General features: G+C 31.4%; 31 protein-coding genes and 1 tRNA gene. 11 read left to right on the forward strand and 21 right to left on the reverse strand.

Going from position 1 to position 23,703, the window contains the following annotated elements; translation table 11 throughout:
• The first annotated feature begins 16 nt into the window (after positions 1-16).
• Entirely contained in the window at positions 17-1,330 is a 1,314-nt protein-coding gene (locus tag K5790_RS05495; protein WP_297593144.1) for a sodium-dependent transporter, read from the forward strand.
• A gap of 21 nt (positions 1,331-1,351) precedes the next feature.
• On the opposite strand, the gene K5790_RS05500 is transcribed toward K5790_RS05495, so the two are convergent.
• Positions 1,352-2,029 (reverse strand): universal stress protein, encoded by a 678-nt coding sequence (locus K5790_RS05500; protein WP_297593146.1) that lies wholly within the window; start codon positions 2,027-2,029, stop codon positions 1,352-1,354.
• Positions 2,030-2,924: 895 nt separating this feature from the next.
• Positions 2,925-3,815 (reverse strand): TFIIB-type zinc ribbon-containing protein, encoded by an 891-nt coding sequence (locus tag K5790_RS05505; protein WP_297593148.1) that lies wholly within the window; start codon positions 3,813-3,815, stop codon positions 2,925-2,927.
• A gap of 296 nt (positions 3,816-4,111) precedes the next feature.
• On the opposite strand from K5790_RS05505, the gene K5790_RS05510 reads away from it, so the two are divergent.
• The gene (locus K5790_RS05510) at positions 4,112-4,264 is read left to right on the forward strand and encodes a hypothetical protein (RefSeq protein WP_297593150.1); all 153 of its coding nucleotides are present in this window, start codon (positions 4,112-4,114) and stop codon (positions 4,262-4,264) included.
• Between the two features lie 114 nt (positions 4,265-4,378).
• Here the strand turns inward: K5790_RS05510 and K5790_RS05515 are convergent, their stop codons facing one another.
• From K5790_RS05515 to K5790_RS05535, 5 genes are all read right to left on the reverse strand, one after another.
• Positions 4,379-4,837 (reverse strand): mechanosensitive ion channel domain-containing protein, encoded by a 459-nt coding sequence (locus K5790_RS05515; protein WP_297593152.1) that lies wholly within the window; start codon positions 4,835-4,837, stop codon positions 4,379-4,381.
• Positions 4,838-4,843: 6 nt separating this feature from the next.
• On the reverse strand, positions 4,844-5,080 hold the full coding sequence (locus K5790_RS05520) for a hypothetical protein (protein WP_297593154.1): 237 nt from the start codon (positions 5,078-5,080) through the stop codon (positions 4,844-4,846).
• 337 nt (positions 5,081-5,417) lie between these two features.
• On the reverse strand, positions 5,418-5,996 hold the full coding sequence (locus K5790_RS05525) for an NADPH-dependent FMN reductase (RefSeq protein WP_297593155.1): 579 nt from the start codon (positions 5,994-5,996) through the stop codon (positions 5,418-5,420).
• Between the two features lie 61 nt (positions 5,997-6,057).
• A complete protein-coding gene (locus tag K5790_RS05530) occupies positions 6,058-6,420 on the reverse strand; it encodes a proteinase inhibitor (protein WP_297593157.1) in 363 nt (120 codons plus the stop codon).
• Positions 6,413-7,156, reverse strand: a complete 744-nt coding sequence (locus K5790_RS05535) for a DUF4377 domain-containing protein (RefSeq protein ID WP_297593159.1) — start codon at positions 7,154-7,156, stop codon at positions 6,413-6,415. The genes K5790_RS05530 and K5790_RS05535 overlap by 8 nt, the downstream gene beginning before the upstream one ends.
• Before the next feature lie 237 nt (positions 7,157-7,393).
• Here K5790_RS05535 and K5790_RS05540 point away from each other — a divergent pair, with 237 nt between their 5' ends.
• Together K5790_RS05540 and K5790_RS05545 are read left to right on the forward strand one after the other, a co-directional pair.
• On the forward strand, positions 7,394-7,543 hold the full coding sequence (locus tag K5790_RS05540) for a hypothetical protein (RefSeq protein WP_297593161.1): 150 nt from the start codon (positions 7,394-7,396) through the stop codon (positions 7,541-7,543).
• A gap of 137 nt (positions 7,544-7,680) precedes the next feature.
• On the forward strand, positions 7,681-8,124 hold the full coding sequence (locus K5790_RS05545; protein ID WP_297593163.1) for a universal stress protein: 444 nt from the start codon (positions 7,681-7,683) through the stop codon (positions 8,122-8,124).
• A 63-nt stretch (positions 8,125-8,187) separates the two neighbouring features.
• Here the strand turns inward: K5790_RS05545 and K5790_RS05550 are convergent, their stop codons facing one another.
• Positions 8,188-9,195, reverse strand: a complete 1,008-nt coding sequence (locus K5790_RS05550; RefSeq protein WP_297593165.1) for a TIGR00341 family protein — start codon at positions 9,193-9,195, stop codon at positions 8,188-8,190.
• Positions 9,196-9,416: 221 nt separating this feature from the next.
• Here K5790_RS05550 and K5790_RS05555 point away from each other — a divergent pair, with 221 nt between their 5' ends.
• Positions 9,417-10,835: a DASS family sodium-coupled anion symporter gene (locus K5790_RS05555; protein WP_297593167.1), complete on the forward strand. Its 1,419-nt coding sequence runs from the start codon at positions 9,417-9,419 to the stop codon at positions 10,833-10,835.
• Between the two features lie 550 nt (positions 10,836-11,385).
• Here K5790_RS05555 and K5790_RS05560 read toward each other — a convergent pair.
• Together K5790_RS05560 and K5790_RS05565 are read right to left on the reverse strand one after the other, a co-directional pair.
• Positions 11,386-12,222 (reverse strand): hypothetical protein, encoded by an 837-nt coding sequence (locus K5790_RS05560; RefSeq protein ID WP_297593169.1) that lies wholly within the window; start codon positions 12,220-12,222, stop codon positions 11,386-11,388.
• Positions 12,223-12,362: 140 nt separating this feature from the next.
• A complete protein-coding gene (locus K5790_RS05565) occupies positions 12,363-12,635 on the reverse strand; it encodes a hypothetical protein (protein ID WP_297593171.1) in 273 nt (90 codons plus the stop codon).
• 249 nt (positions 12,636-12,884) lie between these two features.
• On the opposite strand from K5790_RS05565, the gene K5790_RS05570 reads away from it, so the two are divergent.
• Positions 12,885-13,031: a hypothetical protein gene (locus tag K5790_RS05570; protein ID WP_297593173.1), complete on the forward strand. Its 147-nt coding sequence runs from the start codon at positions 12,885-12,887 to the stop codon at positions 13,029-13,031.
• Positions 13,032-13,186: 155 nt separating this feature from the next.
• Here the strand turns inward: K5790_RS05570 and hsp20 are convergent, their stop codons facing one another.
• Positions 13,187-13,684 carry an archaeal heat shock protein Hsp20 gene (gene hsp20, locus K5790_RS05575; protein ID WP_297593175.1) on the reverse strand — a complete coding sequence of 166 codons (498 nt, stop codon included), beginning with the start codon at positions 13,682-13,684 and terminating at the stop codon, positions 13,187-13,189.
• Positions 13,685-13,808: 124 nt separating this feature from the next.
• Between hsp20 and K5790_RS05580 the strand changes: the two genes are divergently transcribed.
• Complete coding sequence (locus K5790_RS05580) at positions 13,809-14,015, forward strand: hypothetical protein (protein ID WP_297593177.1); 207 nt, start codon at positions 13,809-13,811, stop codon at positions 14,013-14,015.
• 490 nt (positions 14,016-14,505) lie between these two features.
• On the forward strand, positions 14,506-14,817 hold the full coding sequence (locus K5790_RS05585) for a hypothetical protein (protein ID WP_297593179.1): 312 nt from the start codon (positions 14,506-14,508) through the stop codon (positions 14,815-14,817).
• Positions 14,818-14,826: 9 nt separating this feature from the next.
• Here the strand turns inward: K5790_RS05585 and K5790_RS05590 are convergent, their stop codons facing one another.
• The 7 genes from K5790_RS05590 to K5790_RS05620 form a co-directional block, all read right to left on the reverse strand.
• On the reverse strand, positions 14,827-15,297 hold the full coding sequence (locus tag K5790_RS05590; RefSeq protein ID WP_297593180.1) for a DNA starvation/stationary phase protection protein: 471 nt from the start codon (positions 15,295-15,297) through the stop codon (positions 14,827-14,829).
• Between the two features lie 61 nt (positions 15,298-15,358).
• Positions 15,359-16,159: an amidohydrolase family protein gene (locus K5790_RS05595; protein ID WP_297593183.1), complete on the reverse strand. Its 801-nt coding sequence runs from the start codon at positions 16,157-16,159 to the stop codon at positions 15,359-15,361.
• 1 nt (position 16,160) lies between these two features.
• Positions 16,161-16,805: a GNAT family N-acetyltransferase gene (locus tag K5790_RS05600; protein ID WP_297593185.1), complete on the reverse strand. Its 645-nt coding sequence runs from the start codon at positions 16,803-16,805 to the stop codon at positions 16,161-16,163.
• A gap of 151 nt (positions 16,806-16,956) precedes the next feature.
• Positions 16,957-17,088, reverse strand: a complete 132-nt coding sequence (locus tag K5790_RS05605; protein WP_297593187.1) for a hypothetical protein — start codon at positions 17,086-17,088, stop codon at positions 16,957-16,959.
• Entirely contained in the window at positions 17,088-17,237 is a 150-nt protein-coding gene (locus K5790_RS05610) for a hypothetical protein (protein WP_297593189.1), read from the reverse strand. The genes K5790_RS05605 and K5790_RS05610 overlap by 1 nt, the downstream gene beginning before the upstream one ends.
• A gap of 69 nt (positions 17,238-17,306) precedes the next feature.
• Positions 17,307-18,917, reverse strand: a complete 1,611-nt coding sequence (locus K5790_RS05615) for a hypothetical protein (RefSeq protein ID WP_297593191.1) — start codon at positions 18,915-18,917, stop codon at positions 17,307-17,309.
• A 244-nt stretch (positions 18,918-19,161) separates the two neighbouring features.
• The gene (locus tag K5790_RS05620; protein ID WP_297593193.1) at positions 19,162-20,043 is read right to left on the reverse strand and encodes a methyltransferase domain-containing protein; all 882 of its coding nucleotides are present in this window, start codon (positions 20,041-20,043) and stop codon (positions 19,162-19,164) included.
• An 89-nt stretch (positions 20,044-20,132) separates the two neighbouring features.
• On the opposite strand from K5790_RS05620, the gene K5790_RS05625 reads away from it, so the two are divergent.
• Together K5790_RS05625 and K5790_RS05630 are read left to right on the forward strand one after the other, a co-directional pair.
• Complete coding sequence (locus tag K5790_RS05625) at positions 20,133-21,329, forward strand: hypothetical protein (protein ID WP_297593195.1); 1,197 nt, start codon at positions 20,133-20,135, stop codon at positions 21,327-21,329.
• A gap of 3 nt (positions 21,330-21,332) precedes the next feature.
• Positions 21,333-22,151, forward strand: a complete 819-nt coding sequence (locus K5790_RS05630; RefSeq protein WP_297593197.1) for a SirB1 family protein — start codon at positions 21,333-21,335, stop codon at positions 22,149-22,151.
• Here K5790_RS05630 and K5790_RS05635 read toward each other — a convergent pair.
• From K5790_RS05635 to K5790_RS05645, 3 genes are all read right to left on the reverse strand, one after another.
• Positions 22,148-22,318, reverse strand: coding sequence for a hypothetical protein (locus K5790_RS05635; protein ID WP_008299658.1), 171 nt, complete (start codon positions 22,316-22,318; stop codon positions 22,148-22,150). The genes K5790_RS05630 and K5790_RS05635 overlap by 4 nt on opposite strands.
• 73 nt (positions 22,319-22,391) lie before the next feature.
• Positions 22,392-22,553, reverse strand: a complete 162-nt coding sequence (locus K5790_RS05640; protein WP_179371275.1) for a hypothetical protein — start codon at positions 22,551-22,553, stop codon at positions 22,392-22,394.
• A 42-nt stretch (positions 22,554-22,595) separates the two neighbouring features.
• A tRNA-Ser gene (locus K5790_RS05645) sits at positions 22,596-22,682 on the reverse strand.
• Between the two features lie 139 nt (positions 22,683-22,821).
• Here K5790_RS05645 and K5790_RS05650 point away from each other — a divergent pair.
• Positions 22,822-23,703, forward strand: a complete 882-nt coding sequence (locus K5790_RS05650; RefSeq protein ID WP_297593200.1) for a hypothetical protein — start codon at positions 22,822-22,824, stop codon at positions 23,701-23,703.

The raw sequence follows: 23,703 nt of genomic DNA on the forward strand, positions 1-23,703 counted from the left end.
GTTTTCACTCAAAAAAATGAGTAATGAAAATATAAAATCTGAAAAATGGGGTTCAGGGTTAGGTTTTGTACTTGCTTGTGTAGGATCTGCAGTAGGAATAGGAAACATTTGGAGATTTCCATACATAGTTGGAGAAAATGGAGGGGGTGCTTTTTTAATTCCATTTTTAATTATTGTTGCAAGTTTTGGTTTTCTTTTAATGCTTTTAGAATTCGGGATTGGACGTAGATACAAACTGTCAATTGTATCAGCATTGGAAAATATTTCAAAAAAATTCAGATGGGGAGGCGTATTAATTGCACTAGTCTCATTTGCAATGCTAAGTTATTATCTTGTAATATTAGGATGGATTCTTTCATTTTTTATTTCAAATTTAGGTCAATCGTTTCTAGAATTTGAAGAATTTACACAATCTTACTATCCAATAATTTCATTTATTGCAATTTCACTAGTTGTGTACATAATTGTTAATCGTGGAATTACATCAGGAATTGAAATTTTCAACAAAGTAGGGATTTTGTGCCTAATTGGAATAATCATACCATTAATGCTTTATGCTATTTCACTTCCTGGTGCAGACCAAGGAATATCATATTTTTTGGAACCAGACTTTACTAAGATAAATGAGCCTGAGATTTGGTCAATAGCTCTCGGTCAAGCATTTTTCTCCTTATCCCTAGGTTCTGGATCACTTTTGACATATGGGAGTTATCTACGTGGAAAACATTCTTTGATTAGATCATCGTCAATAATAATTGGGGCAAATACAGCAGTTTCCATAATTTCAGGATTGTTAATTTTTGCATTAGTGTTTTCTTTTGGAATGAGCCCTCAAGGTGGAATTCCTTTAATCTTTGAAGTTTTACCAAATATTTTTTCAAATATTAATTTTGGATTTTTTATTGGTGCAATATTCTTCTTTTTGTTATTGATTGCGGGTTTAACATCTGCAGTAGGATTATTTCAAGTACCTAATGCATCTTTACAAGATGTATTCAAAATATCAAATAAAAAATCAAGCAAGATCATAATTATAGGTATAATCATAATAGGTTTACCATCTGCATTAAGCTACAGTAGTACCAATTTGGAAATTTTTAATACAAAATTCTTAGATGGTATGGATTATATTTTTGGGACATATGGAATTACATTATCTGAGTTGATTTTTGTGGTCATAGTTACATGGTTTGTAGACAAAAAGAAAATTCTTGAAAATATCAATGCATCATCAAGATTCAACATTCCACATCATGCAATTTCATTTATAAAATATGCCACACCAATTGTAATAATTTTAATTTTAATTACAACAATTATTTCAAATTAGATTTTATAAAAATGTAAATTTTTAATTGAGACCTGCTCGTTTTTTCATCACAGACAATGGAATTCCACTTCCATGTCTTCCTGATTCCTTTGAGTGCTTTGATTTTGGTAATTTTTTATCAATTTTTGTGCCTAATTTTTTTGAAGTCTCTTTTACAATCATGACAGGAATTCGTGAATTTTGTAATACATAATTGGAAATACTACCAAAAACCAATTCTTTTAAAACGCCTTTTCCAGAGGAACCCATAATTATTAGGTCGTGATGATATTTTTTTGCAGTTTTAATTATTTCTTCAGCCTCATCACCTTTAACAATGATTTGTTTTGCGATGACATTTTTATTTTCACAGTATGTTTTGGCATAATTAATAGAGGATTCAGCAGTGTCTTGTAATTCTTTGAGAACATCCTTAATCACAAGAGATCTCCCAAAATTTATTTCAGGAATAACTTGCATTACAGTAACAGATGAGCCAAGGTGTTTAGTAAAATATATTGCAGCATCTAGTGCTCTAGTCGATTTTTTTGTCAAATCTACAGGTACAAGAATGCTAGATATACCATTTCTAATGATTCGTTTTTCTTTTTTTGTGCATATACTGCATAATGGAAAGATAAGACTTGAGCCAACATCTAATTCACCAATAAATTTTCCACAATTTGAGCAGTCTATCTGTTCTTTATCATAAATATTCATTTTCTCACCATTGTTTTCATCATGAATTTAATAAGACATAAGGCAAGATAATTTTTTGTAAGCTTGATTATGAAAAATAAGCTAGCGATATAGATTATTGTAATAGTTCATCTAGTTTTCCTTTTTTTATCATGTTTAAAACGAACATCTCTATTTTAGTCATGTTACATCTAGGAAAATGTTTTTCCATTCCATTTTGATTTTTGACAACAATTACATCATCAAAAACATGAATGGAAAGATGACTGTTATCGTACATGAGGATTCGATATTACTGGTGGCGAGGAATAGAGGGGAAGCACGCTAATAACATCATCAAGCGGACGTATACTTGATACTATGAGTTGCATGACATTATCAGAAGTCATTTTGTCAGTTTTTACGACACAGTCAAACGATCCAAACACGGGAATTGCTTCCTTTACTCCATCTAAATGACGAAGTTTTTCTGCTACAATCTGATTTTTGTGAATCGTGCAAGAAAGCAACAGAAAGGAATGATCCATAATCTAGGATAACAGAAAATAGTTTTTATTATTTTGTAAGCTTATTACTTTAAAATAAATAAATTATTTTATAATATTTTATATCTTTTTTTCACTAATTTACAATATGACGAAAAATAGAGATCTTGAAGATTATGAAAGAAAAAGATTGGAGAAGTGGCGTTTTGGTAGGAAGAATTTTTCCTGAATAAATAATACAATAAAGATTTTAACACCTATATTGTTTTTTGATAAAAATTTAGAATTATGATTATGAGTATTAAATCAGGATTAAAAATTGTTCGACGTAGTATAGTATTATTCTTACCATCATATCTACATCAACATGGAGAGAAGTTACAGAAATTCTAGATAAACCATTACATTGAAGAATATTTCTTAATGTAATTTCAAATTAATTTTTTGAGTGTCTTACATCGATTTCTTACAGTAACTTCTGTTATTCCTGCTGCATCAGCAATTTCTTTTTGAGTTCTATTCTCTTCTAAATTAATACTTGCAAGGTACAAAGCCGATGCAGCAACACCCATCGGATGTTTTCCAGCCAACAAGTTTTGTTTTTTTGCTTTTTTTAGAATATTAATGGCAAATCGCTTAGTTTTTTCAGAAATTTCAGCATTGCTTGCAATTTTTGAAATACACAAAACTGAATCAACTACAGGCACTTTAAGCTCAAGCTCTTTGAAAATAAGCCTATAACTAGCCGTAATTTCTTTGAGTTTTATCCCCATGGAGGTAGCAACTTCACGAATTGTTCTAGGAGTCTCAGATTCACGGCATGCAGCATAAAGAGATGCAGCAGCAATGGCAGATATTGAACGGCCTCTAATGAGTTTTTTTTCTAGGGCTTTTCTATAAACATAAGATGCTTTTTCAATTACAGCATTAGGCAACGATAATTTTTCTTTTACCTTTAGCATTTCAGAAAGTGCAAATTGAAGATTACTTTCATCATGTCTTTTAATACTGCTTCTAGAATCCCATTTTCTGAGTCTTTTCATAGAGGATTTCATTGGTGTGGATAAGAGATTTCCCGCAGAGTCTTTATCAAAAGGATTGATCATTGTTCTAAGACCACGATCATGTTTTGCTAATGATATTTTTCCACCTGTGTGAGATTTGTTTGTAGGAGAATTTGCAAATGTTCTTTCAGCTCTTCGATCATTTACTCTTTCCTCAATTACCATCCCACAATTTGAACAAAATATTTCATGTGACTCTACATCTGTGACAACAGAATTTTTTCCACATCTTTGACAAACGGTTTCTTGTAAACTCATCATAACAAAATATTCGTTATCAGAATCCCAGATATTTGTTTAAAAAGATATTTTTGAAATTACAATTACAAATACTAGAATTATTTTTTTGATCATTTAACACTGTCATGTTGTCAGAATATTATCATTTCACATTTTATAAAACTATCTAATATTTTTTAATTATAAAATGATACGTGTGATTTTGTAATGTAAAGATAAATGCAATTGGTTTCATACAAGTAAAATTATCATTCATAATTAGTTCAAATTAATGAAAACTACTATAAAGGATAACTACATAGTTATTTGCCATGATGAATGCACCATCCAAACAATCATCGGGAGACGAAAATTGTCCAATGTGTAGAAGACCAAAAGGTAAGCATACCGATGAAGAGCTTCTTGCATGTTCAAGAAAATTGCAAGAATTTAGTAAAAATACCACAGGCGGAGCAGGAATAGATTAAATAAAATTTATGATGCAGATTCCATAGTGGAAAAAACCTAATCATTGTAATTTCTGTGAGCGTAGTAATAGGAGTTGTAATGACATTAGTAATTAGATTTTTTTCACTATCAGACTAATGTTTTGGAAAAACTAACACCATTTCCTCACTGAATTTATGATTAGGAATAATCATCTTAATCCCATCTTCAGTCACTGCAATTGTTTTTGTTAAATGCAATCCCATAATTTTTGCCTTTACATAATCAAATTCAATAGTGTCACCAACGTTGATTTGGGAATTTAGAAATATGCTAATTCCAGAAATTGCATTTTTTAATTGATTTTGAAGCGCTATTCCAAGCACCACTGCTGCAGCACCTATTGATGCAATTACCTCTAATGCAAGATTAAACAATCCAAAGGACGTACCTAAGTAAATTAACTCTCCAACAATGATTCCAATAGATACCATCCCTAGAAGTTTATCAGATCCTTGCAGATCTTGTAATTTTTTATTAATTATCTGTCTAGAAATAAAATAAAAAATAATTGTGATTATTACAGACAGAAAACCATAAAATAATTCGGACATTTGCAGCTACAGTAAATCCTGATCATAGTATTGGATTAAATCTCCTTTTATGAAAACGTCTGCTCCTTTTTTAAAAGAAAGAGTTTCAGTCAAACCTCCCTGTAAAGTTAATGTTATCGAAGAACCATTTTCTTTAGATCTGAAATTCTGACTTTTGTCTTTTTGTTTCCAACTACCTTTTAGTTTGCATGTACTGAATATTTTATCTTGTTTTACACGCATATTCATTTGTTGTTTAATCATTAGAAATTCATCTCAACAAATATAATATTTTTAAATCTAGAATGTTAGAAACTTTAGAAAGTGTTTTATTTTTAATCATGTGCAAATTTCGCTTAAAACATTAATTAATTCATTTAATCAACATAGCTGAATTTTACTATTTCAGCTTAAGGTCTCCAACAATAACGATTACATCATATTGAAATTAATTACACAACAAATATTGAAAATTCCAAAGATTTTATCATGTTCTGATCTAATTTTGTAAATTGTTTGGCCATATAGCATTATAATAATGAAGATTATCCAGTATTCTAATTAATGTAAATGCTGTTTAAAAAATTCAAATCATTCTTTCTTACGAGGAATAGAGTTTCTGTAAAAGTTTGGTCAAATCAATTCCAATACTTTTCACTTTTTCTTCTTGTTTAGGATCTTTTAGAGAATTGTCAGGATTAAAGACTTCGTGAGCTTTTGATACTGCGATTTGATTTGGAATTACTAAAACTCCCATATTTTCAAGAATTGCTCTAACATGAACCAAACCTCTCAACCCACCTAAACCTCCAGGAGATGCACTCATCAATCCTGCAACTTTATCTTTGTAGCAGGATAACTGATGCTCATCATCACCTTGTCTAGATGTCCAATCTATTGTATTTTTTAAAACTCCAGAAATTGAGCTGTTATATTCAGGAGATGAAATTAAAAATCCCTGATGAGACGACATGAGTTCTTTTAATCTATTTGCATTAGATGGTATTCCTTCATTTTTTTCCAAATCCTCATCAAACAGAGGCAAAGGGTAATCTCGAAGATCAATCACAGTTACATCTGCTCCTGATTCATTTGCTCCTTGAGCAGCAACTTTGACTAGTTTTTTGTTAAATGAATCAGTACGAGTACTTCCAGCAAAAGCGAGGATCTTTGGTTTCATTTTCTCTTCTCAATAGAGAGTCATAAATGGTTCTAATTATCTATTTTTGAAAGATAAAAAATCATTCTTTAATTTCAAACCCTTTTTCTTTGAGATCATTTCGAATGTCTTGCTTGATTTGATCAAGTTCTGTTTTTGGAATATCAAAACTAATCATCTTTCGAATTTGGTTTAACATTACTCGACCATCCTGGTCATCAGTTAATTTTTGCCCTGACTCTTCAAATGTATAATATGCCTTCATGATTTCTAAGCGTTGATCTAGATCATTTCTATCCGAGTTATTCATCCAATCATCTATCATCAATCTAAGATCTTGCTGAGTAACAGGAGGAATTGGCTTAGAATCATATGAATACAAACCCACCACTAAAATCAAAATACTGATTCCAACTACAGAAATGATAGGAATGAATCTATTCAAGACATTCACCAGTATGATCAATTGTAATGTGTTGAGAATTAATCATGCATTTGTTGCCGTATGTTATTCCATCAATTCCACAAACAGGTGCATATTCTAGGGTACATGCAAAAACTGGAAAACTCTTCTGCCAGCCTCTCTCAACCAGATTCTCCATTGCATGATTGCTAACACATGCAGGAGACCCATCATGAGATTTGAAGATAAGATTCAAGTTTTCTGCACATATAACATCAGATGCTGCAATTCCTGCATTTCCTTGAAGCGATGGTCTAAGGTAGGGTTGTTTCATTCCATCCATAATGCATACCTTACCAGGATATATTCCAGGTCCACATCGGTCATTTAGAACACAAATTTCACCTAGGGAAATAAACCCTGGAGCACACAAGTTATTGTATGGAATATGTTTAGAGTATGATTTTTGGTCAAGAATTTCTATCTGAGTGTATTTTTTACTTGAAGAGTCTGCAGGTGGATTATTTACATCGGTGATTTTGACAGATATAGTGTAAGATTTTCCTTGGACATAATCAAATCCTTCAATTGAATTATAGAAATTCTGCCATCGAGAATCTTCATCTTCTCTGACTTGCATGCACTTTTGGGGTGCAACACCAACACAATCAACCAGATTAGGACTTATGAATAATATTTTTGTCTCATCTGCAAAAGAATATTGTAACACTGTAAAACTCAAGAAAAACAATACAATGACTGTTAAGAAAACTTTCATAACATTTCTACAAAATTATTCTTTAAAGCCTTTGATGAAAATGAAATTTTACTGATAATGGAGTAATAGCGAGAACATTGTGAAAAAAGTTCACAAATTTGTTCTGGTCTAGGGAAACATTGTTCTCGCATGCATTTGATAGATAATTAATTATCATATATGATAGTAAGCTAATAAGCTTACCAGTAATCTAAGAAAGATAGTACTTGCTATGTGTGACAAATCTTAATCACAATCATGAAAACACAACAAATCTCAAACTGGGATAAAATGGTACATGCTCCATTCAAAAAAGTTGTCAAATTCGATCTAATCTGCATGGGAATTGGTGCAATAGTAGGAATGGGAGCAGGTGCTTATCTTGTTGCTAGCGGTTTATTAGGCTAGCAATAATTTTTTATTTTTCCAAGAAACTTCTTTAAATTCAAATCAATCTATAAGCAAAATGAGATTGTATTTAACTAATTTAGCAAAACTTACCCAGGGTTTTAAAGTTAGAACAATAAATTAGGTTATAAGATAAAATGGCAAAAATTTTCAAAAACATAGCTGTTGCAATTATTACTCCAACCCACACCAAAAAATCATTTAACATAGGATTAGAGATGGCAAAAAAATTTGATTCAGAGTTAACTGTAGTTGAATGCATGCACAAAATCCAACCAAAATTGTATTTTTTTGAGACAAAATCGGACAAAAAAAGATCTCAAGCTCAGATTTCAAAACTAAAGAAAGAATTAGAAAATTGGAAAAAAATTGCTTTGGAGAAAGGAGTTAAAATTAAAACAAAATTTGGATTAACTGATTCTGTTTCACATTGGGTAATTGACTATGTTAAAGAAAACAAAATTGATCTACTAATAGTCGATTATCCCAAACTATCCATGGTGGAAATGTCACTTTATGACGATATAATTAATACCATACATCATGAATCCCAGTGTCATCTGTTAACTACAAAACAATAACAAGTTTTGAATTGTGTTTTTGTTTTCAAAATTTATTTTAATATCTATAATTTAGATGAAATTTCAAAATTGTGGTTTTAGTGATAAGAATCCAAGCAATATACTCAGTCCAATAAAAATGGTAATTGTAATAATCATGTGTCGTTGAGCCTTTTCTTTTTCGTAAAACTTTCTAGGAGTGACACCACCAATAAAGAATACGACCATCATTCCCAATACCAAACCAATAATGTTAGCTGCTGTTAGAGTTAGTGCACTTGAAAAGATTTCAAAATCCCATAGAGCCACTCCTATTCCTGAGACAGCTGCAGGAGGCACTAATGCTGCTGCAATTGCAACACCAACTAAAATTCCAGGAATATTTGAAGACATTGCGATACCACCTGCCAAACCAAGCGCAATTGCTACTGCGAGAAATACAGGAGAGACAATAGTTCTAGATAGTATTTCATCAGTTAATGGCAAATCTACGAATTGTACAGTAATTCCAGTTACTATGGCACCAGTTGCAATGACTGAAACAAGTAGAACTGATCCAGACACAAATGCCTTGAGCATTTTGTCAGTCTTACCCACTGCAGTGTTAAATGAAAAAGCAGAGATCGGTCCAAGCAAAGGGGAGATAAGCATTGCACCAATTACCAAAGATGCATTATTTGCAAATAATCCGGCCACTGCAACTCCTGCTGCAATAACAATCATGAAAAGTAGATTTTTGTTAAACTTTACATTTGGCTCAATTAATGACTCGTATTCTTCAATGAGTTTCTTCTTTTTTATTTTGACTTTCTTTTTATCAAGTTCTTTGATATAGTTTGAAAGGTAATCAGATAGGGTGGCCTCAATTGCCAAACTAGTCACATACAACTCTTTTTTTCTTGTATCAATAATTTTGTTTAGTTCGTTTGTTAATGCGTTTGCCAAAGAATCAGGACATATTCCAGTATAGCGAAGAAGTTTTTCATCTTCTGCCATAGTTAATTCAACATGAAATGGGATTTTGTATTTTTTAAAAGTATATTCTAAGCTTTTGCTTTGTTGCTCATAACAAATAACTTCAATTTTTCTCAATTCTAATCTTGATTAGTTGTTTGCTTTATGAGTATGATAAACATTTTCAAATTTGAAATTTATCTAATATCTTTATCAACAATGATTGAATATACCACGCTTGAACATGGTAAAATTCAAAAAGATTCTTGTTCCACTTGATGATTCAGCAAATTCAATTAGGAGTACATCTAAAATGGAATTAAAACTAGTAAAATAGTTCAAAATGAGAAAATAAAACGATGAAATTTAATTTAAGAAAATTAGGTATGGGTTTAGGACCTTTACTTTTTTTCCTAATCTTATTTATGCCAACACCAGAAGGAATGTCCTATACTGCTAAGGCAGTTTTAGCTATTTCTGTATGGATGATTGTATGGTGGATCACAGAAGCTATACCAGTTTATGCAACAGCGTTACTTCCAATAGGATTAATTCCATTATTAGGAATACTCCCAGTAAAACAAATTGCAGCAGAGTACATGCATCCAATAATCATATTATTACTTGGAATGTTTATGATTGCACTTGCAATTGAAAAATCAGGATTACATAGAAAAATTGCATTTGAATTAATTTCAATATTTGGGTATTCTCCAAAAAGAATAGTTTGGGGGTTTATGATTACTACAGCATTACTCTCTACAGTAGTGATGAGTACCACAGTTGTTTTGATATTACTTCCAATTGCAGGAATAATTTTGACTGCACTATCTAAAACAAATTTTGTTACAACAAAGTTCAAGGTGATTTTCATGTTATCCATTGCATATTCGTCATCCATTGGAAGTGTAGCAACTTTGATTGGTGCACCACCAAATTTACTTTATGCTGCAACAGTAATGGAGATGTTCTCACATAAAGTAACTTTTGCAGAATGGTCTATACTTGGAACACCACTTGCATTTTCAATGCTGATTCTTTGTGGATTATACATGAATACACAAATTGGAAAAAATAATCATGAAACAACATCTGAAATCAAGAGAATCATTTTGTTAGAAAAGACACAAGTTGGAAAAATGACGATGGAGCAAAAAACGGTGCTAAGTGTACTTGTAGGAGTGCTTGTATTGATGTTCACAATTCCTCTATGGCAACCCGAAGGATCATTTATTACAAATTCTGTAATTGCAATTTTAGGTGGTATTTCCCTATTTATTTTGCCAAAGACACGTTCTGAGAGCTTGATGAATTGGGCAGGGATTGAGAAACTTCCTTACGGATTGTTGTTCTTGTTAGGAGGAGGATTTGCGTTGTCTTTAGCATTTGTAGATTCAGGATTGGCAAATTGGATTGCCCATTCTTTTTCATTTGTTGGAAACTATCCATTTGAATTAGTAATTATTGTTTTAGTCACAATGATTATGTTTCTAACTAATGTTAAATCTAATACTGCAACAGCTGCAATTTTCATTCCAATCGTTGGAACGATGGCCATTCTTTATGGATGGACACCATTACCAGTTTTGTTTGCAATAACAGTTGCAACATCATTTGCATTTCTACTACCCATGGGAACTCCTCCGAATGCACTAATTTATGAAAAAGCACAGATTTCAATCAAGGCAATGGTAAGACATGGTTTAGTTCTCAACATCATGGCAATTGGGTTAATATCTGCATTCACAATATTGGTTTCAACCAAAATTCTAATTTGAGAAACAATTGAAAGTTTCTTTAACAAATTAGTAGTTATGATGTGTAAAAACATGAATTTTGAATTCCAATACGCTTAAGTTGACATAGAATTCAGATATGCATGAACTGTCATCAAAAAAGTGAACCACATGTTTGGAGGTATTCAAAACATAATAAAATGCGTAGATGCACAAAGTGTAAAACTCGAATTCCAATAACTCAGAAAGAATTTGAGTTAAAATGGGGCAAAAAAACAAGTAAATCTGTATAAGATTTAGTCATTTTTCCAAGAATGGCATAACAAGATCAGATTAGAAAATTAGGCCAGTACAAATAGAGCTAGAACTAGGATAAACCATGAGTTTGTTTTGTGAAAAATGTAATAATCGAAGATTGCCAAAATGGATTAAAGCAGAAAATGTGACACTTTGGCTTTGTGATACATGTAGTAATTATGTTGATGCTAAGAATCAGATCATACGAGATGTGAATTAACTAGAAGGCATACATTGTGTTTGAAAAATTTCTGCGTCCAATTGATTGAAATTAGAAAAAATAAAAAAATTAAATCTACATACCAGCAAACTGATTGCCTAACAATGAATCAAGCAGATTAATCATTTCAGGATCATGTCCAATGTATTGAACAATTATTTTTCCTTGGCTGTAAAAATGAGGAACATCCATCCATCTAATTATACTCAATCCAATCTCAGTTCCATCTAAAGAAACCATTTCTATGGCTTTTTGAACTTCTGATGCTGAACCAAACTCATAGACTTGTAGATCTATATCACTAACAGAGAGAACTTTAGTGGAGACTAAGAATGGAGAGTCGATAATCTCATCAACTTGCTTTACCAAAAGGCCACGGGATTTTATTGCGCTAACAAGTGTTTGATAGTCTATTACTTGTCCTTCAAACTCTATTATCGAGTCTTGACTAGATTGCAGTTTTAATTGAGGTTTTTTTAGAACATACTGATTGTTTAATTCATCCCAGGTTTCATCAGTAACTGCAGAGATTACATTTCCTTCAGATACAATGATTTCCATTGTGTGAGGAGTAATAACTTGGATTAGGAATTGTCCTTCTCTATTTCCAAAACCACCATGAGATGAATCAAATGTTGCACGGAACATATGCTGAGAAGGAATAGATTTTGTAGAGCCCAAATAGTCCATATGAAGTGTATTAATGTCACCATCAAAAACAAATGTTGGACTTGTAACAACAAATCTTTGCACATAGCCTAATGCATCATATTGGTCTTCAACTTGTTTTTCAGGAATACTAATTACAGTACTTTGTGCAGGAATAAAATAAGCTCCTGTAACAACTATTCCTGTTAATCCAAGAACTATGGCATATATTTTGAATTTTTTATTTTGTGGATTTAAAGACATTTTTGTCTATCCTAGTATAGAGTGTCAAAATTATAACCTTTGATGAAATTTGGTTTTTACCAAAAAAATACAACAGTAAAATGAGAATTTTTAATGGTTTATGATAAAAAGAGAAAAATGAGAATAACTAAAAATTATTTCTAACGTTTAGCTTTTCTAGCAGTTCGTTTTGCTTTGGTTGCAGTTTTTCTAACCTTTCTTTTGGTTGTACTAGCTGCTTTCTTTGCAGTACGTTTTGCTTTAGTTGCAGTTTTTCTAACCTTTCTTTTGGTTGTACTAGCTGCTTTTTTTGCAGTACGTTTTGCATTGGTTGCGGGTTTTCTAGCCTTTCTTTTGGTTGTACTAGCTGCTTTCTTTGCAGTACGTTTTGCTTTTCCAACAACTTTTTTTACAGTTTTTTTGGCTTTTGCCATAGCAAATTTGGAAATTCATTGTGTTTTAAATACAAAACAAAAGCACAAACTGAGCTTTGGTTAAATTTTTTTAGTTAAAAAAATCAAAATAAAATTCAGATCAATAATTTACCACATATGTAGATCATCGCCAAAATAGAGAATTTCTCAAAAATTACCAATAGAAGTTAAGAAACTAAAGAATGTGGAGGATAGTCCTCCACATCAGTGAATCATTCGTTCTTTGATTTATGCCAGCGAAGCAACTGTATGACTCAGGAGATTACCACACATGCATTTACTATGGAATTTGATTTGTGTGGTCTTGAAGCAATTCTTGCAAATCTCCTGAATGGGATTAGTGCAATGGAAACACTTCAAGTTGACTTGAAGGTCTCCACCACATTTCCTACATGAAGTATCTGGCAAAGAATATCACCTCAAGGGAAATTTCTTCTGCCAATCCTCCATTTGTTTACTATATCCTCAGGGTATGAAGAAATTTTGTCAAATGAAGATTTGACAGATTTTCTGATCTGAGAGATTGTAGTTTTCGTCATATAATCTCCCTCCTATTCAACTGACACTAACCTGCCTTTTGGTTTTTCTTCGGCAAGTGAAAGAGTCAGCTCTAGTACTCCATTTGTGTACTTTGCTTTAGCAGAGTTTTCATCTACTTTGTATTTGAGAGGAATCTTTGTACTGTATTTTCGATCCCCATGTTCTGCTGAAATGGACACAGTGTTATCATCCACGTTTACTTTAATGTCAGATTTTTCAATTCCTGGCATCTCAGTAACGAGTTTTAGTATTCGTCCTTTTTCATCAATTGTCTCATCAACAAATGGTTCACGTACACCAGATCCACTAATTGCAGAAACTGGTTTAGCATTTCCCCATTCCTTGACATGAGGTTTTCCGTCAGAACCTACGGTCATTTCATATCCATAATAATAGGGACCGAAAGTTTGGACTTGTCCTCCCATTGGATAATCGAAGACGTCGCCGGAATTAAAAAAGCGATTCGACAATCTTCGAAATGTATTTTCGAATTGGTCATCAAACCACATTTGTTATCACCAAATTAATGTAATAGACATTACAAAATATAAAGATTTTGCATAATATGTCTATTTTTTACTTGATGTCATTTTTATGACAAAATTAAAATATAGATTGTTTTAGTGAAAAACAATGCAAGTTCTCCATCAAGAATATGAACAAAACCAATCAAGACCAAGATTGGAAAGACAGATCACATATTTTTGCAGGCTCTGCAGAGAATATGGGATCAAAACAAGAAAAGCACATTTACAAAATTTTCATAATGCCAACAGAGACACGGTTACAAAAAGAAGTAATCAAGATCTTGTAGATGTTATTTTCATTGAATCAAGGTAACTATCTAATTTTAGAATAAACAAAAATGAATTTTTTAAAAAAAACAGAACTTCAAAAAATTATTTCTTTTTTGAAGCCTTTTTTGCTGTTGTCTTTTTAGTTGCTGCTTTTTTCTTTGCTGCCATATTAATCGATATTTTTACTTAGATTTCTATAGGTGAAATTGAAAAAAATATACCAATTAGGTATAATTTGGGTCACTATTTTGTAATACAGTAGATCAAAAATTGATCTAAAAATTGTCCCAAATTCATGATTTTATCAAAGCATGTATTTTCAATGGGGAGTGAGTAGAAAGATCTTTTAATGGATTAAGAAAAATTTTCCATATGATTGACTATGACAAATATCTAAAGTGTCAAGATTGTAAAGATTCTGGATTGTATTGTAAAAAACATAGAAAAGAAGTAGAAAGAATTCTACAAGAACAAATCAATTCCTAAAATAACATAGATTTTAAAGATTAACCACATAATGGATTATAAGCAATATGAATCCATTATTTCAGTTAAGCACTAGAAGTTATGACAAAGAGATTACCATTGTAAAAAATGCATTACAGGAATTAGAAAATGAATGCAATGTAAAAAATGGATACACAATTGAAGAGCCATTTCAAAAATTTGGGTGGACTTTTTTCAATATACAGATAAGCGAAGAGATGTCAAATAAGATTGAAAAATCAGGAATGATGGAAGGGGCATTGGGATATAAAATTGGAGAACAGATGACAAATTTTATCGGACATTATTTAGAAACAAAAGGCAGTTCAGTGAGAATAAAAAAAATAGATTATGGATGATTTACTGAATCATTCAAGAAACGCACGTAGCATCCAAGCCATTTTCTCATGTTGTTCCATAAGACCTGTTAGAAAGTCAGAAGTACCTGCATCACCTAGCTGTGTACAAGTTTCAAGATCTTTTCTCAAACTTTGTATTACAGACTCGTGATCATCTAAAAGATTCCTCAGCATAGTTTTTGCCTCTGGATAGGTGTCAGTTTGTTCTTTGAGTCTTGTGTTTTTAAGAAATTCTTCTAGAGTGGCCATTGATTTTCCACCTAGTGAACGACTTCTCTCTGCCACCTCATCAATAATGGAATCTATTTCTTCATATTGGGATTCAAAGAACTTGTGCAAATCATTGAATTGAATTCCAGTTACATTCCAATGATAGTTTCTAGTCTTTGTATACAAAATATACTCATCTGAGAGTAGATTTTTTAGAATTCCCACAATATTTTTTGAATTATCAGGAGAGATTCCTATGTTTGGTTCCATAATGTAAAGTATATGTTATAAAATTTAAGGGATTTGTGAAAAATTACCGTAAGATAGTATCTTAGGAAATTTTATAGAGTTCTTTTGCGTTTTTATACATAAAATTATCTCTAAATTCTTTTTTGATATTGAGTTTTGCAACAAAGTTAAGGTATGAATCCATTGTACTAATTGGCCAATCAGTACCATACAACAAATATCTAGGTTCTCCTGCATAGTTAATTAATTCAGCAACCTTATCTTTCATCATTTTTTCAAAAAAGTGATCAAAAGAACCAACAACAAGTCCAGATACATCTGCAAAAACATTCTTGTTTTTGTAGAGTACCTCCTGGGCATCCTGAATCCAAGGATTGCCTAAATGACACATTACTATTTTTAGTTCAGGATTATCAACTGCAACATCATCTAGATTAAGAGGTCTTGAATATCGTAATTTTCCTTTTTCTGAATAAGTATCACCAGTGTGAAACATTACAGGAATGTCAAATTCAATGCATGTATCATAGACTTTCTGGTATCTTTCATCATAAGGATAGTAGTGCTCATATCCAGAATAAACTTTCATGGCTTTAATGTGACCATCTTTAATCCATTTTCGGTATTGCTTTAGATCTTCATCTGTGTGATTATCAATTGTAAATCCTGCTGCAACACCCAGATTATCATATTTTTTGATTCCATCAATGATTTGTTTTGTTGATGGTCGTTGTGGGTTTACCTTGTAAGATGATAAAATGATAGCATAATCTACATTATTGCTGATCATTTCAGTTTGAAGCATTTCCAGTCTATCCTCAAGTAGCGGAATGTGTTCTGTTAACTCATACTGATTAACATGAACATGACAATCAATGATCATTTTATTCTACAAATTGGGGATTTTTCCACTCAATAAAAGTTGCATAGTTTAATGATCGTGGATCCTTCATATAATTAGGTAGAATTTTAATAAATTTGAAACCATTTCTCAACTGGAAAGACAAGACAGGTTCTTTGATTTCATGTCTTTTTACCTTTTGAACATATTCCAAAGGAGTCATATTTTTTGCATTTTCACCATAATTGATCAACCTCCCACCTGAAATTATTCTACGCAATCCAAGTTTAATTGCCAAATCTTTTCTTGCATTATACAATTTTGTTGCAACCCCTAGTCTTCTAAAATCAGGATGGGCAGAGACATCGGCACCATATAGAGAATCTCCTTTGGGATTATGATTCTTAAAGAGGCTTCCACCACATGCTTCTTGCCATGTATGTTCTTTGTATTCAGGTTCCAAATTTATGATTAGACTGCTACAAGATCCAATGATCTTATCTTTGTATGCAGCAACAAACTGACCTTCTGGAAATACACTTAGGTGAGATTTCAAATGGTCTGGCTTCCAATAGACACCTTCAGCTGCCATTAAGGGAAATGAAGCTTTTTGTAATTCTACAACCTTTGGAATATCATCAGAATGTAGATTACGGATGATCACTTTAGTTCTATCTGTATCATTCAAGTTAAAGCACCGTGATCAAAGATACAGTTATCAAATATGAATTTTTTACAATTAAAGAAAAATTTAACGTGATATTTACCTCAGATTTAATACTAAAAAAGTACAAGCCAGATATTTTAACATATCTAAGTAGAGTTTGAATTAATTTTTATCACTTTAATTCTTCAAGCAGATTCTTTGCAAATCTTGGAGAATTTGTATTTCTAAACTGATTTAGTCTCAAGACAAGTGAACAAGTTTTTTGCTCTAAAAAATAATACACTACATCAAGATATTCTTGCATTAAACATCATCCTTGTTAAAAATCCAAGATAACCCCATCATATCCATTGCCAACAAACTGGTTGAAGCTGGGTTTTTGGCCTCAAGTTCAACCAGAGAAAAGGACTGGTTTGATTTTTGGTCATATTTGTGTTGAATTATAGTTGACATAAATTACAATAAATTGAGAATTATATCATAATGTGTTTTAATTTGTGGTATGCTATTTACCATAAAGGATTAAGAAACTTTGATTATTCCTTGACTAATTAGAAATTCAATTCCTTTTACAAAATCTCTTTCAGAAATTAATCCTTGAGCCCACCATCCAGCATTGTTTTTAATCCATAAAGGAATTTCTTCAGAATTGTTTGTATTTACTTGATTAGTATTTACTATCAGGAGTTTTTCTTTGATAAGAAACTGAATTGATTGAATGAATTCACTATCTGCAACAATCCCATCTGCCCACCACCCTGCACTATTTTTAATCCAGGATGGAATAACTGTAGTTTGTTGTTCAGAGAGTAAATTATTTGAAGAAAAACTAAAATCAGATTTTGATGTAAAAAAACTATCAAAGTTTTTAGAATTTTGCCCAGTTAAAATTAATTTAAATTGATATTTCCCATCTTTAGGTATCAAAATAGATTCTTGAATAACACCATTTTGAGCTAACAGACCTAGATGCTGATCATGTGAACCAATATTGGACCAGATATCTTTTCCAGATGAATCTGAAATGCTATATGCAAACAATGTATTTTTAGCCAGATTTTTTGAATTATCAAAAAATGAAATTGTGAATGGTATTTCTTTTCCAGATGTGAGTTTTGAGTCCCATGTAACATTTGCAGTGTAACCATTTTCAAAAGTAAAATCTAGGTGATGTAGTTCAGTCTTTTGTCCAGATATGATTTCAATATTCATATTATTACTATTCTTGGAGTTTAGTTTGGTCTCTATCTGCATCATTTCCTCATGTGGAATACTTATTCGAAGAATATTTTCATCAGTAGAGGATATATCATAAACTATTGCATTGTCTGGAAGTTTTATTCCCTCTACATATACACCAATATCATATCCTTGTTTGAAAACTGGAAAATTTTTTTGTAAATAAATTATATTGGTATTTTTTGAAGAATGATCTTGCTCAGACTCCAATTCATACGACATTTCATAGGAGAGCTTGCTTGAGTTCTCATCAAAACTAAAGTTACTAATTTGAGAATCATAAGATTTTATAACAATAGGATATTCTTGAGCATTAGCTGTTTTTACTACAAATGTTTCTTTGAGTGGAATAGATAGAAAAGTTTCAAAAAGTAAATCACTTGTAGTCATTGTTTTTGGATTAGTCGCACCCACAATGGAGACTTTGATTGTGTATTCTCCATTTTTATCAAAAACAGGACCTTGAATTATGGGTCTAGAGTCACCTCTTGCGTAATAACCACCTGCTATAGCATGCTTCTCACCAAAATATTTTGTGCATTTCCAAAGATTTTGATCTTGACATCCTGTTGTTGGTCTGATTTCTAGATCTAACTTTCCATCTTCATCAAAAAAATATTCATTTGCCACTAGATTGTCTTCTTGATAAATTTGAACTCTATACGTGACACTTGGAATGTTAATGTTAGTATCAGTGTTAAAAAATCTAATCGATAAATTTGCACTCTTTGAATCTTCAAAAATAAAATCCAAAGGGGACAAAATAGAGGTAACAGCAACATTAATTCCCCCTAAATCAATTGGAGGTGCAGTAGAGCCAGAATGGTGTTGAGCAAAAGCTGGTGTTATAGAAGTAACAAAGATTACTAAAACCAATCCTAAAATTATTTTCATAATCACAGTTTTTTATTATCATGTAAGGATAAATATTATTGCAAAAAAGCAAAGAATTTTTTAAAACAAGAATATTTAACATAAAAGGCACTCCACAAAATGAAAATTATATTTATCAAAAATTATGTGATACTAAATATACGTCCTAACCTGTAATTCAAAGGTGTGCCGCATGTATCCAATTTTATGCGGTCACCAATTTTGTGCCTAAAATAGACAGAATGTATTAAACAAGATATTTTCATTAATTTGATAGCAATTTTTTCCCTATAACAAAATCAACTTTATAATCCAATGTTGCACGTGGATTTAATTTTAATTTCCATGGAATAAAAGAAGGATTTTTTGTTTTTTGTGAAATATTAAATCCCAATTCTAACATTTTTGTGCGTAAAGTATGTTCATCAAGAGGATTTTTTACTGATTTTGTTCCCCTATCAAAATCATAAGGATCTGAAATGAGCAAAGCACCATTTGAGATTTGTTTTGAAATATGTTTTAGAAATTCTATTGGTTCAATCAATTCTAAAACATTTAATGCAATAACCAAATCAAATTTAACAGAACCAAATACAGGAGATAAAGAATCAGCTACGATATAATCAAGATTGTTTTTTTGAGATTTTTTTGCGTATTGTAAAGCACTAAAGGAACGATCAACTCCAATTACAAAATTACTATAATCAGACAAATAAGATGTAATTATTCCAATAGAGCAACCATATTCTAAAACTAAGTTAGATTTTGAGAGGGGTTTAAGATTTCTCTGCATCAGTGAATAAAATTTAGAGTTTTTACTGTTTTGATAAATTTTAGACCATCTCTCTTCGAGAACGGTTCTATCATCATTATCAGATTTGTTTAGTAATGAAGATTTCAAAAGGGATTTCAATTTTTTATTATGAATTTTTTGATATAGTTTCCCTCCAAGAGTTTTACGAGAAGAAAAATAATCTGAAAAATCATTCCATAGAATTGGTATTTTTTCAATAATTGGAAATTCCAATTTACATTTTTTGCATTCTAAAATTCCTTCATCAATTTCTTTATCACGACTTAATACTTCAAGTTCTAGATTTCCACCACATTTGGCACATCTAATAAATTCAAGAGTTGATTCAAGCACTAACTAATCAATAATTGGTAATCTAATAATTTCTTTTATTCAAAAAATCAAGATAATGTTAAATGTAGTATTTTTTGATTTTATGCAAATTGGGAGAATTTGAAGAGTTTGCAGAAGCCTTGTTTGGGCAACTATCAGTTGAAATCAACGAGGAAAAAGAGATCAGGCAGCTTGCAATTACAGCAAAAGAGGACATTGGAGAGCAGGTAAAATTTAGAGATATTGAGGATATTGCAAAGGAAATTTTTCCAGAATACAAAGACAAGGTAGAAAAATTTCTCGGAGTAAAAGTTCCAGACAATATACAGCTAAAGTTCCCAGAATTAGAGGATTTGAAAAGGTTGAAAGGAGACAAGGTATTTGCAGACAAAGAATCTAAAGATTTTGTAATAGAGCTATTTGATGCAGTTGCAAAAGAAGATCTTAAAAAAATAGCAGAATTGATGAAAAAAGATACTGCAAAGTATTTGGTGTACTCTACATATGCAATTCAATACATATCTAAAATTACTACAACATATGGAGATTACTTAGATTCTGTAATTTATCTAAACAAGTTCATTTTGTCAAGATATCCTCAAATAATCCTCCACAAACAGGGGGAACCATACAAATCAAAATTTGAAAATGTGAATTCGGGATATATTGGTGCTGTAAAAATGACAGTACTAGAAGAATTAATTCATTCAGCACAAGAGAATTTACAGAAAATTAACAAAAATGCTGCAACGCAGGTAAACAAAATTAATGAAGAGTTGGCAACAATAATTTTATCCCTAGATACACAAACTGTCAACAAATTATCAGAATATTGTCAGCTACAAGCAGTTCCAGATGATTTTCCATTTGCAAAGAAAGCAAATCTATTTTTCTTTTTGAATCCAGATCACTTCCTAATTGAACAGATAGGACCAGATGTAATGACTTTCACACATGTAGAGATTGATCCTAAAATTGGAGAATCAATTCCACAACTTTTAGATATTTACAAACGATGGCTTGTTCCAATTCAGCAACATCATGCAGCATTTACTGCAATGGAAGGAATGGCAAGTTTTGCAATTGAGAGCATATTAAAAGATGATGAAGATTTTCAGAATTATCTAACAACCTTTATGGGAACAGATTTCTCATCATATCAGGTTAGAAAAAGTATGGGAAAAGATTTTACAAATTCACTATATGAAAAATTAGGCACAGATACTTTCAAAAAAATGATTGAAATTCCTCCAAACACAAGGGAACTCAAGGAACCTCAATTGTATCTAAAAAAACTGAGTTTGTGATAATTGGAAGAAGATTTTGATCCATTTGTTGCTGAATGGGTTTCATTTGTAAAGAATCCAAACTTCAACCTTGTTGAGAAATGTTTGAAATTTGCGCAGATCCTAGAGTATCCAGACCTTAATGTTGAGGAATATATCAAAAAAATCAATGAGATTGGAATGTCTCTAAAAGAGTCATTAAGTGATGTAAAAAATCCAACGTACTTAATTTCAATGTTAAATGAACATCTCTTTGAGAATTTAGGATTTAGTGGAGATGATAATGATTACTATAATCCTAAAAATAATTTTCTAAATGAGGTAATTGATAAAAAAGTGGGACTTCCAATAACCATCTCAATACTATACGCAGAAATTGCAAAATTTATTGGATTGGAACTTAAAATTGTCGGATTCCCAAGCCATGTTCTTGTAAAATACAATGAGGAAATGATTTTAGATCCGTTTTATGATGGCAGATTATTAGATGTTGATGATTTGCAAGAAATTCTAGATACGAACTTTGGAGGAGAGTTAGAATTCCAACCAGAATTTCTAGATGAGATAAGTTCAGAACAAATTCTAATTAGACTAACACGAAATTTAAAAAATTCATATGTCCAATCGTTTGTCTACGATAAAGCACTTCGATGTGTAAATATGGTTTTAGCAATAGAGCCTGAGTCACCCGAAGATATCAGAGATAAAGGAATTTTAGAAGAAAGATTACTACATCCAGAAATTGCTTTAAAATACCTCAACAAGTATTTAGAAATTAATCCAAATGCAGAAGATGTAGATTTTATTTTAGAATTAATTAGAAGTATAAAGACAAAGAATTAATCAATAATTGAATCTACGTCGGTTCCTTTTTTGATCATGGAGATTTCATGACGAGCTATTTTATTTCGTAGTGCTCTTTTTAGAATATCGACTTCACTTCGGAGTAATGCAATTTCATCTTCAAGTTTTGCAACTCTCTCATAAATGGTTTCAGCTTCTGAACTCATATTTATCTATCAGGAAAAATTTGTCTTAAAAAGTTATGGGTAAATATTTTGATGGACGGGTTAGCTTTTTGAACTACAATTCAAACTCTTGGCGACATTTCTCGCATTTTCCTCTCTCTTGTCCTGGTGGACCAAGAAGGAATACCTTACCAATTGTTTTACATACTGGGCACATACCAGTAGTTGCATTTTTTGGGCCTGTACGAATAATTTTTTGAGTTTTTCTTCGTCCCATAAGAGAAACCTGCTGATTCGGTCTATTAAGTTTAATTTTTGATGGCGCGGGGAGGGGGATTTGAACCCCCGAGTCCTTGCGAACATGGGATTAGCAATCCCACGCCCTACCAGGCTAGGCGACCCCCGCATGAGAAGCCTAGAATTAATCTGTAATTAAGTCAAACTTTTCATGATTTTATTTACAACATATTATAAAAATTGCCCAATTCTATTTACGGCTATTTCAAATTAGCCACAGTTTTATCATTCTCAGTTAATAAAAAAATGTGAAAAAAATAATTAAAATCAGCATTTCAGTTGTATTAATAATTGCAGCAGCATATGTAATTCAAAACATTGTTGGAGAAAAAACGTCTTTAGTACCAGAGTCAATCCAAGAAAATGATAGAAAAGACAACACTAGTACAGTATCTGAGAATTCATTATTTTTTGTATATACTGAAGAGGATGACTTTATTGGAAAAAGTGAATCAGGAGTAGATAATTTTGTCAGATATTTACTGCATCCTAAAAAAGAAAATATGGAACTGTATAATTCATTGAGTTCAAAAAATACAAAACAATCCACAGTAGTAATAATTCCACTTTTTACAATGTTAGCATATACCAATCCAGGTTTTTATGATTACTATGCAGGCATATGTGATGAATCTTGTCTAACAGTAAATGCCATTTCAGCACACCAAAATGCAAAATTTGACTATCGTTCTAGTGCAATGGCAAACCAAGTTTTTCAGATTCTTGGATATGAAAGAATTTCAGATGCAGATGTAAACCAAGATCCTTCCATACTATCAAAATATGACAGAGTGATTCTATTACATAATGAGTATGTAACAAAAAAAATGTTCGATGCAATTACTAATCATCCAAAAGTGATCTATTTGTATCCTAATGCACTATATGCAGAGATATCAGTAGATGAAAAAAATAGTACCATTACTCTAATACGAGGACATGGATATCCAGAGGAAACCATAGCCAATGGGTTTGATTGGGAATTTGAAAATACTGACCCATATGAATTTGACAAGAAATGTGAAAATTGGGAATTTTACGAGATCGATAATGGCTTTATGTTAAATTGCTATCCTGAAGAAATTATTTTTAATGATGTAAAACTATTAGAAACAATTCGAGATTTATGA

The sequence above is a fragment of the Nitrosopumilus sp. genome (assembly GCF_025698945.1).
Classification (GTDB): domain Archaea; phylum Thermoproteota; class Nitrososphaeria; order Nitrososphaerales; family Nitrosopumilaceae; genus Nitrosopumilus.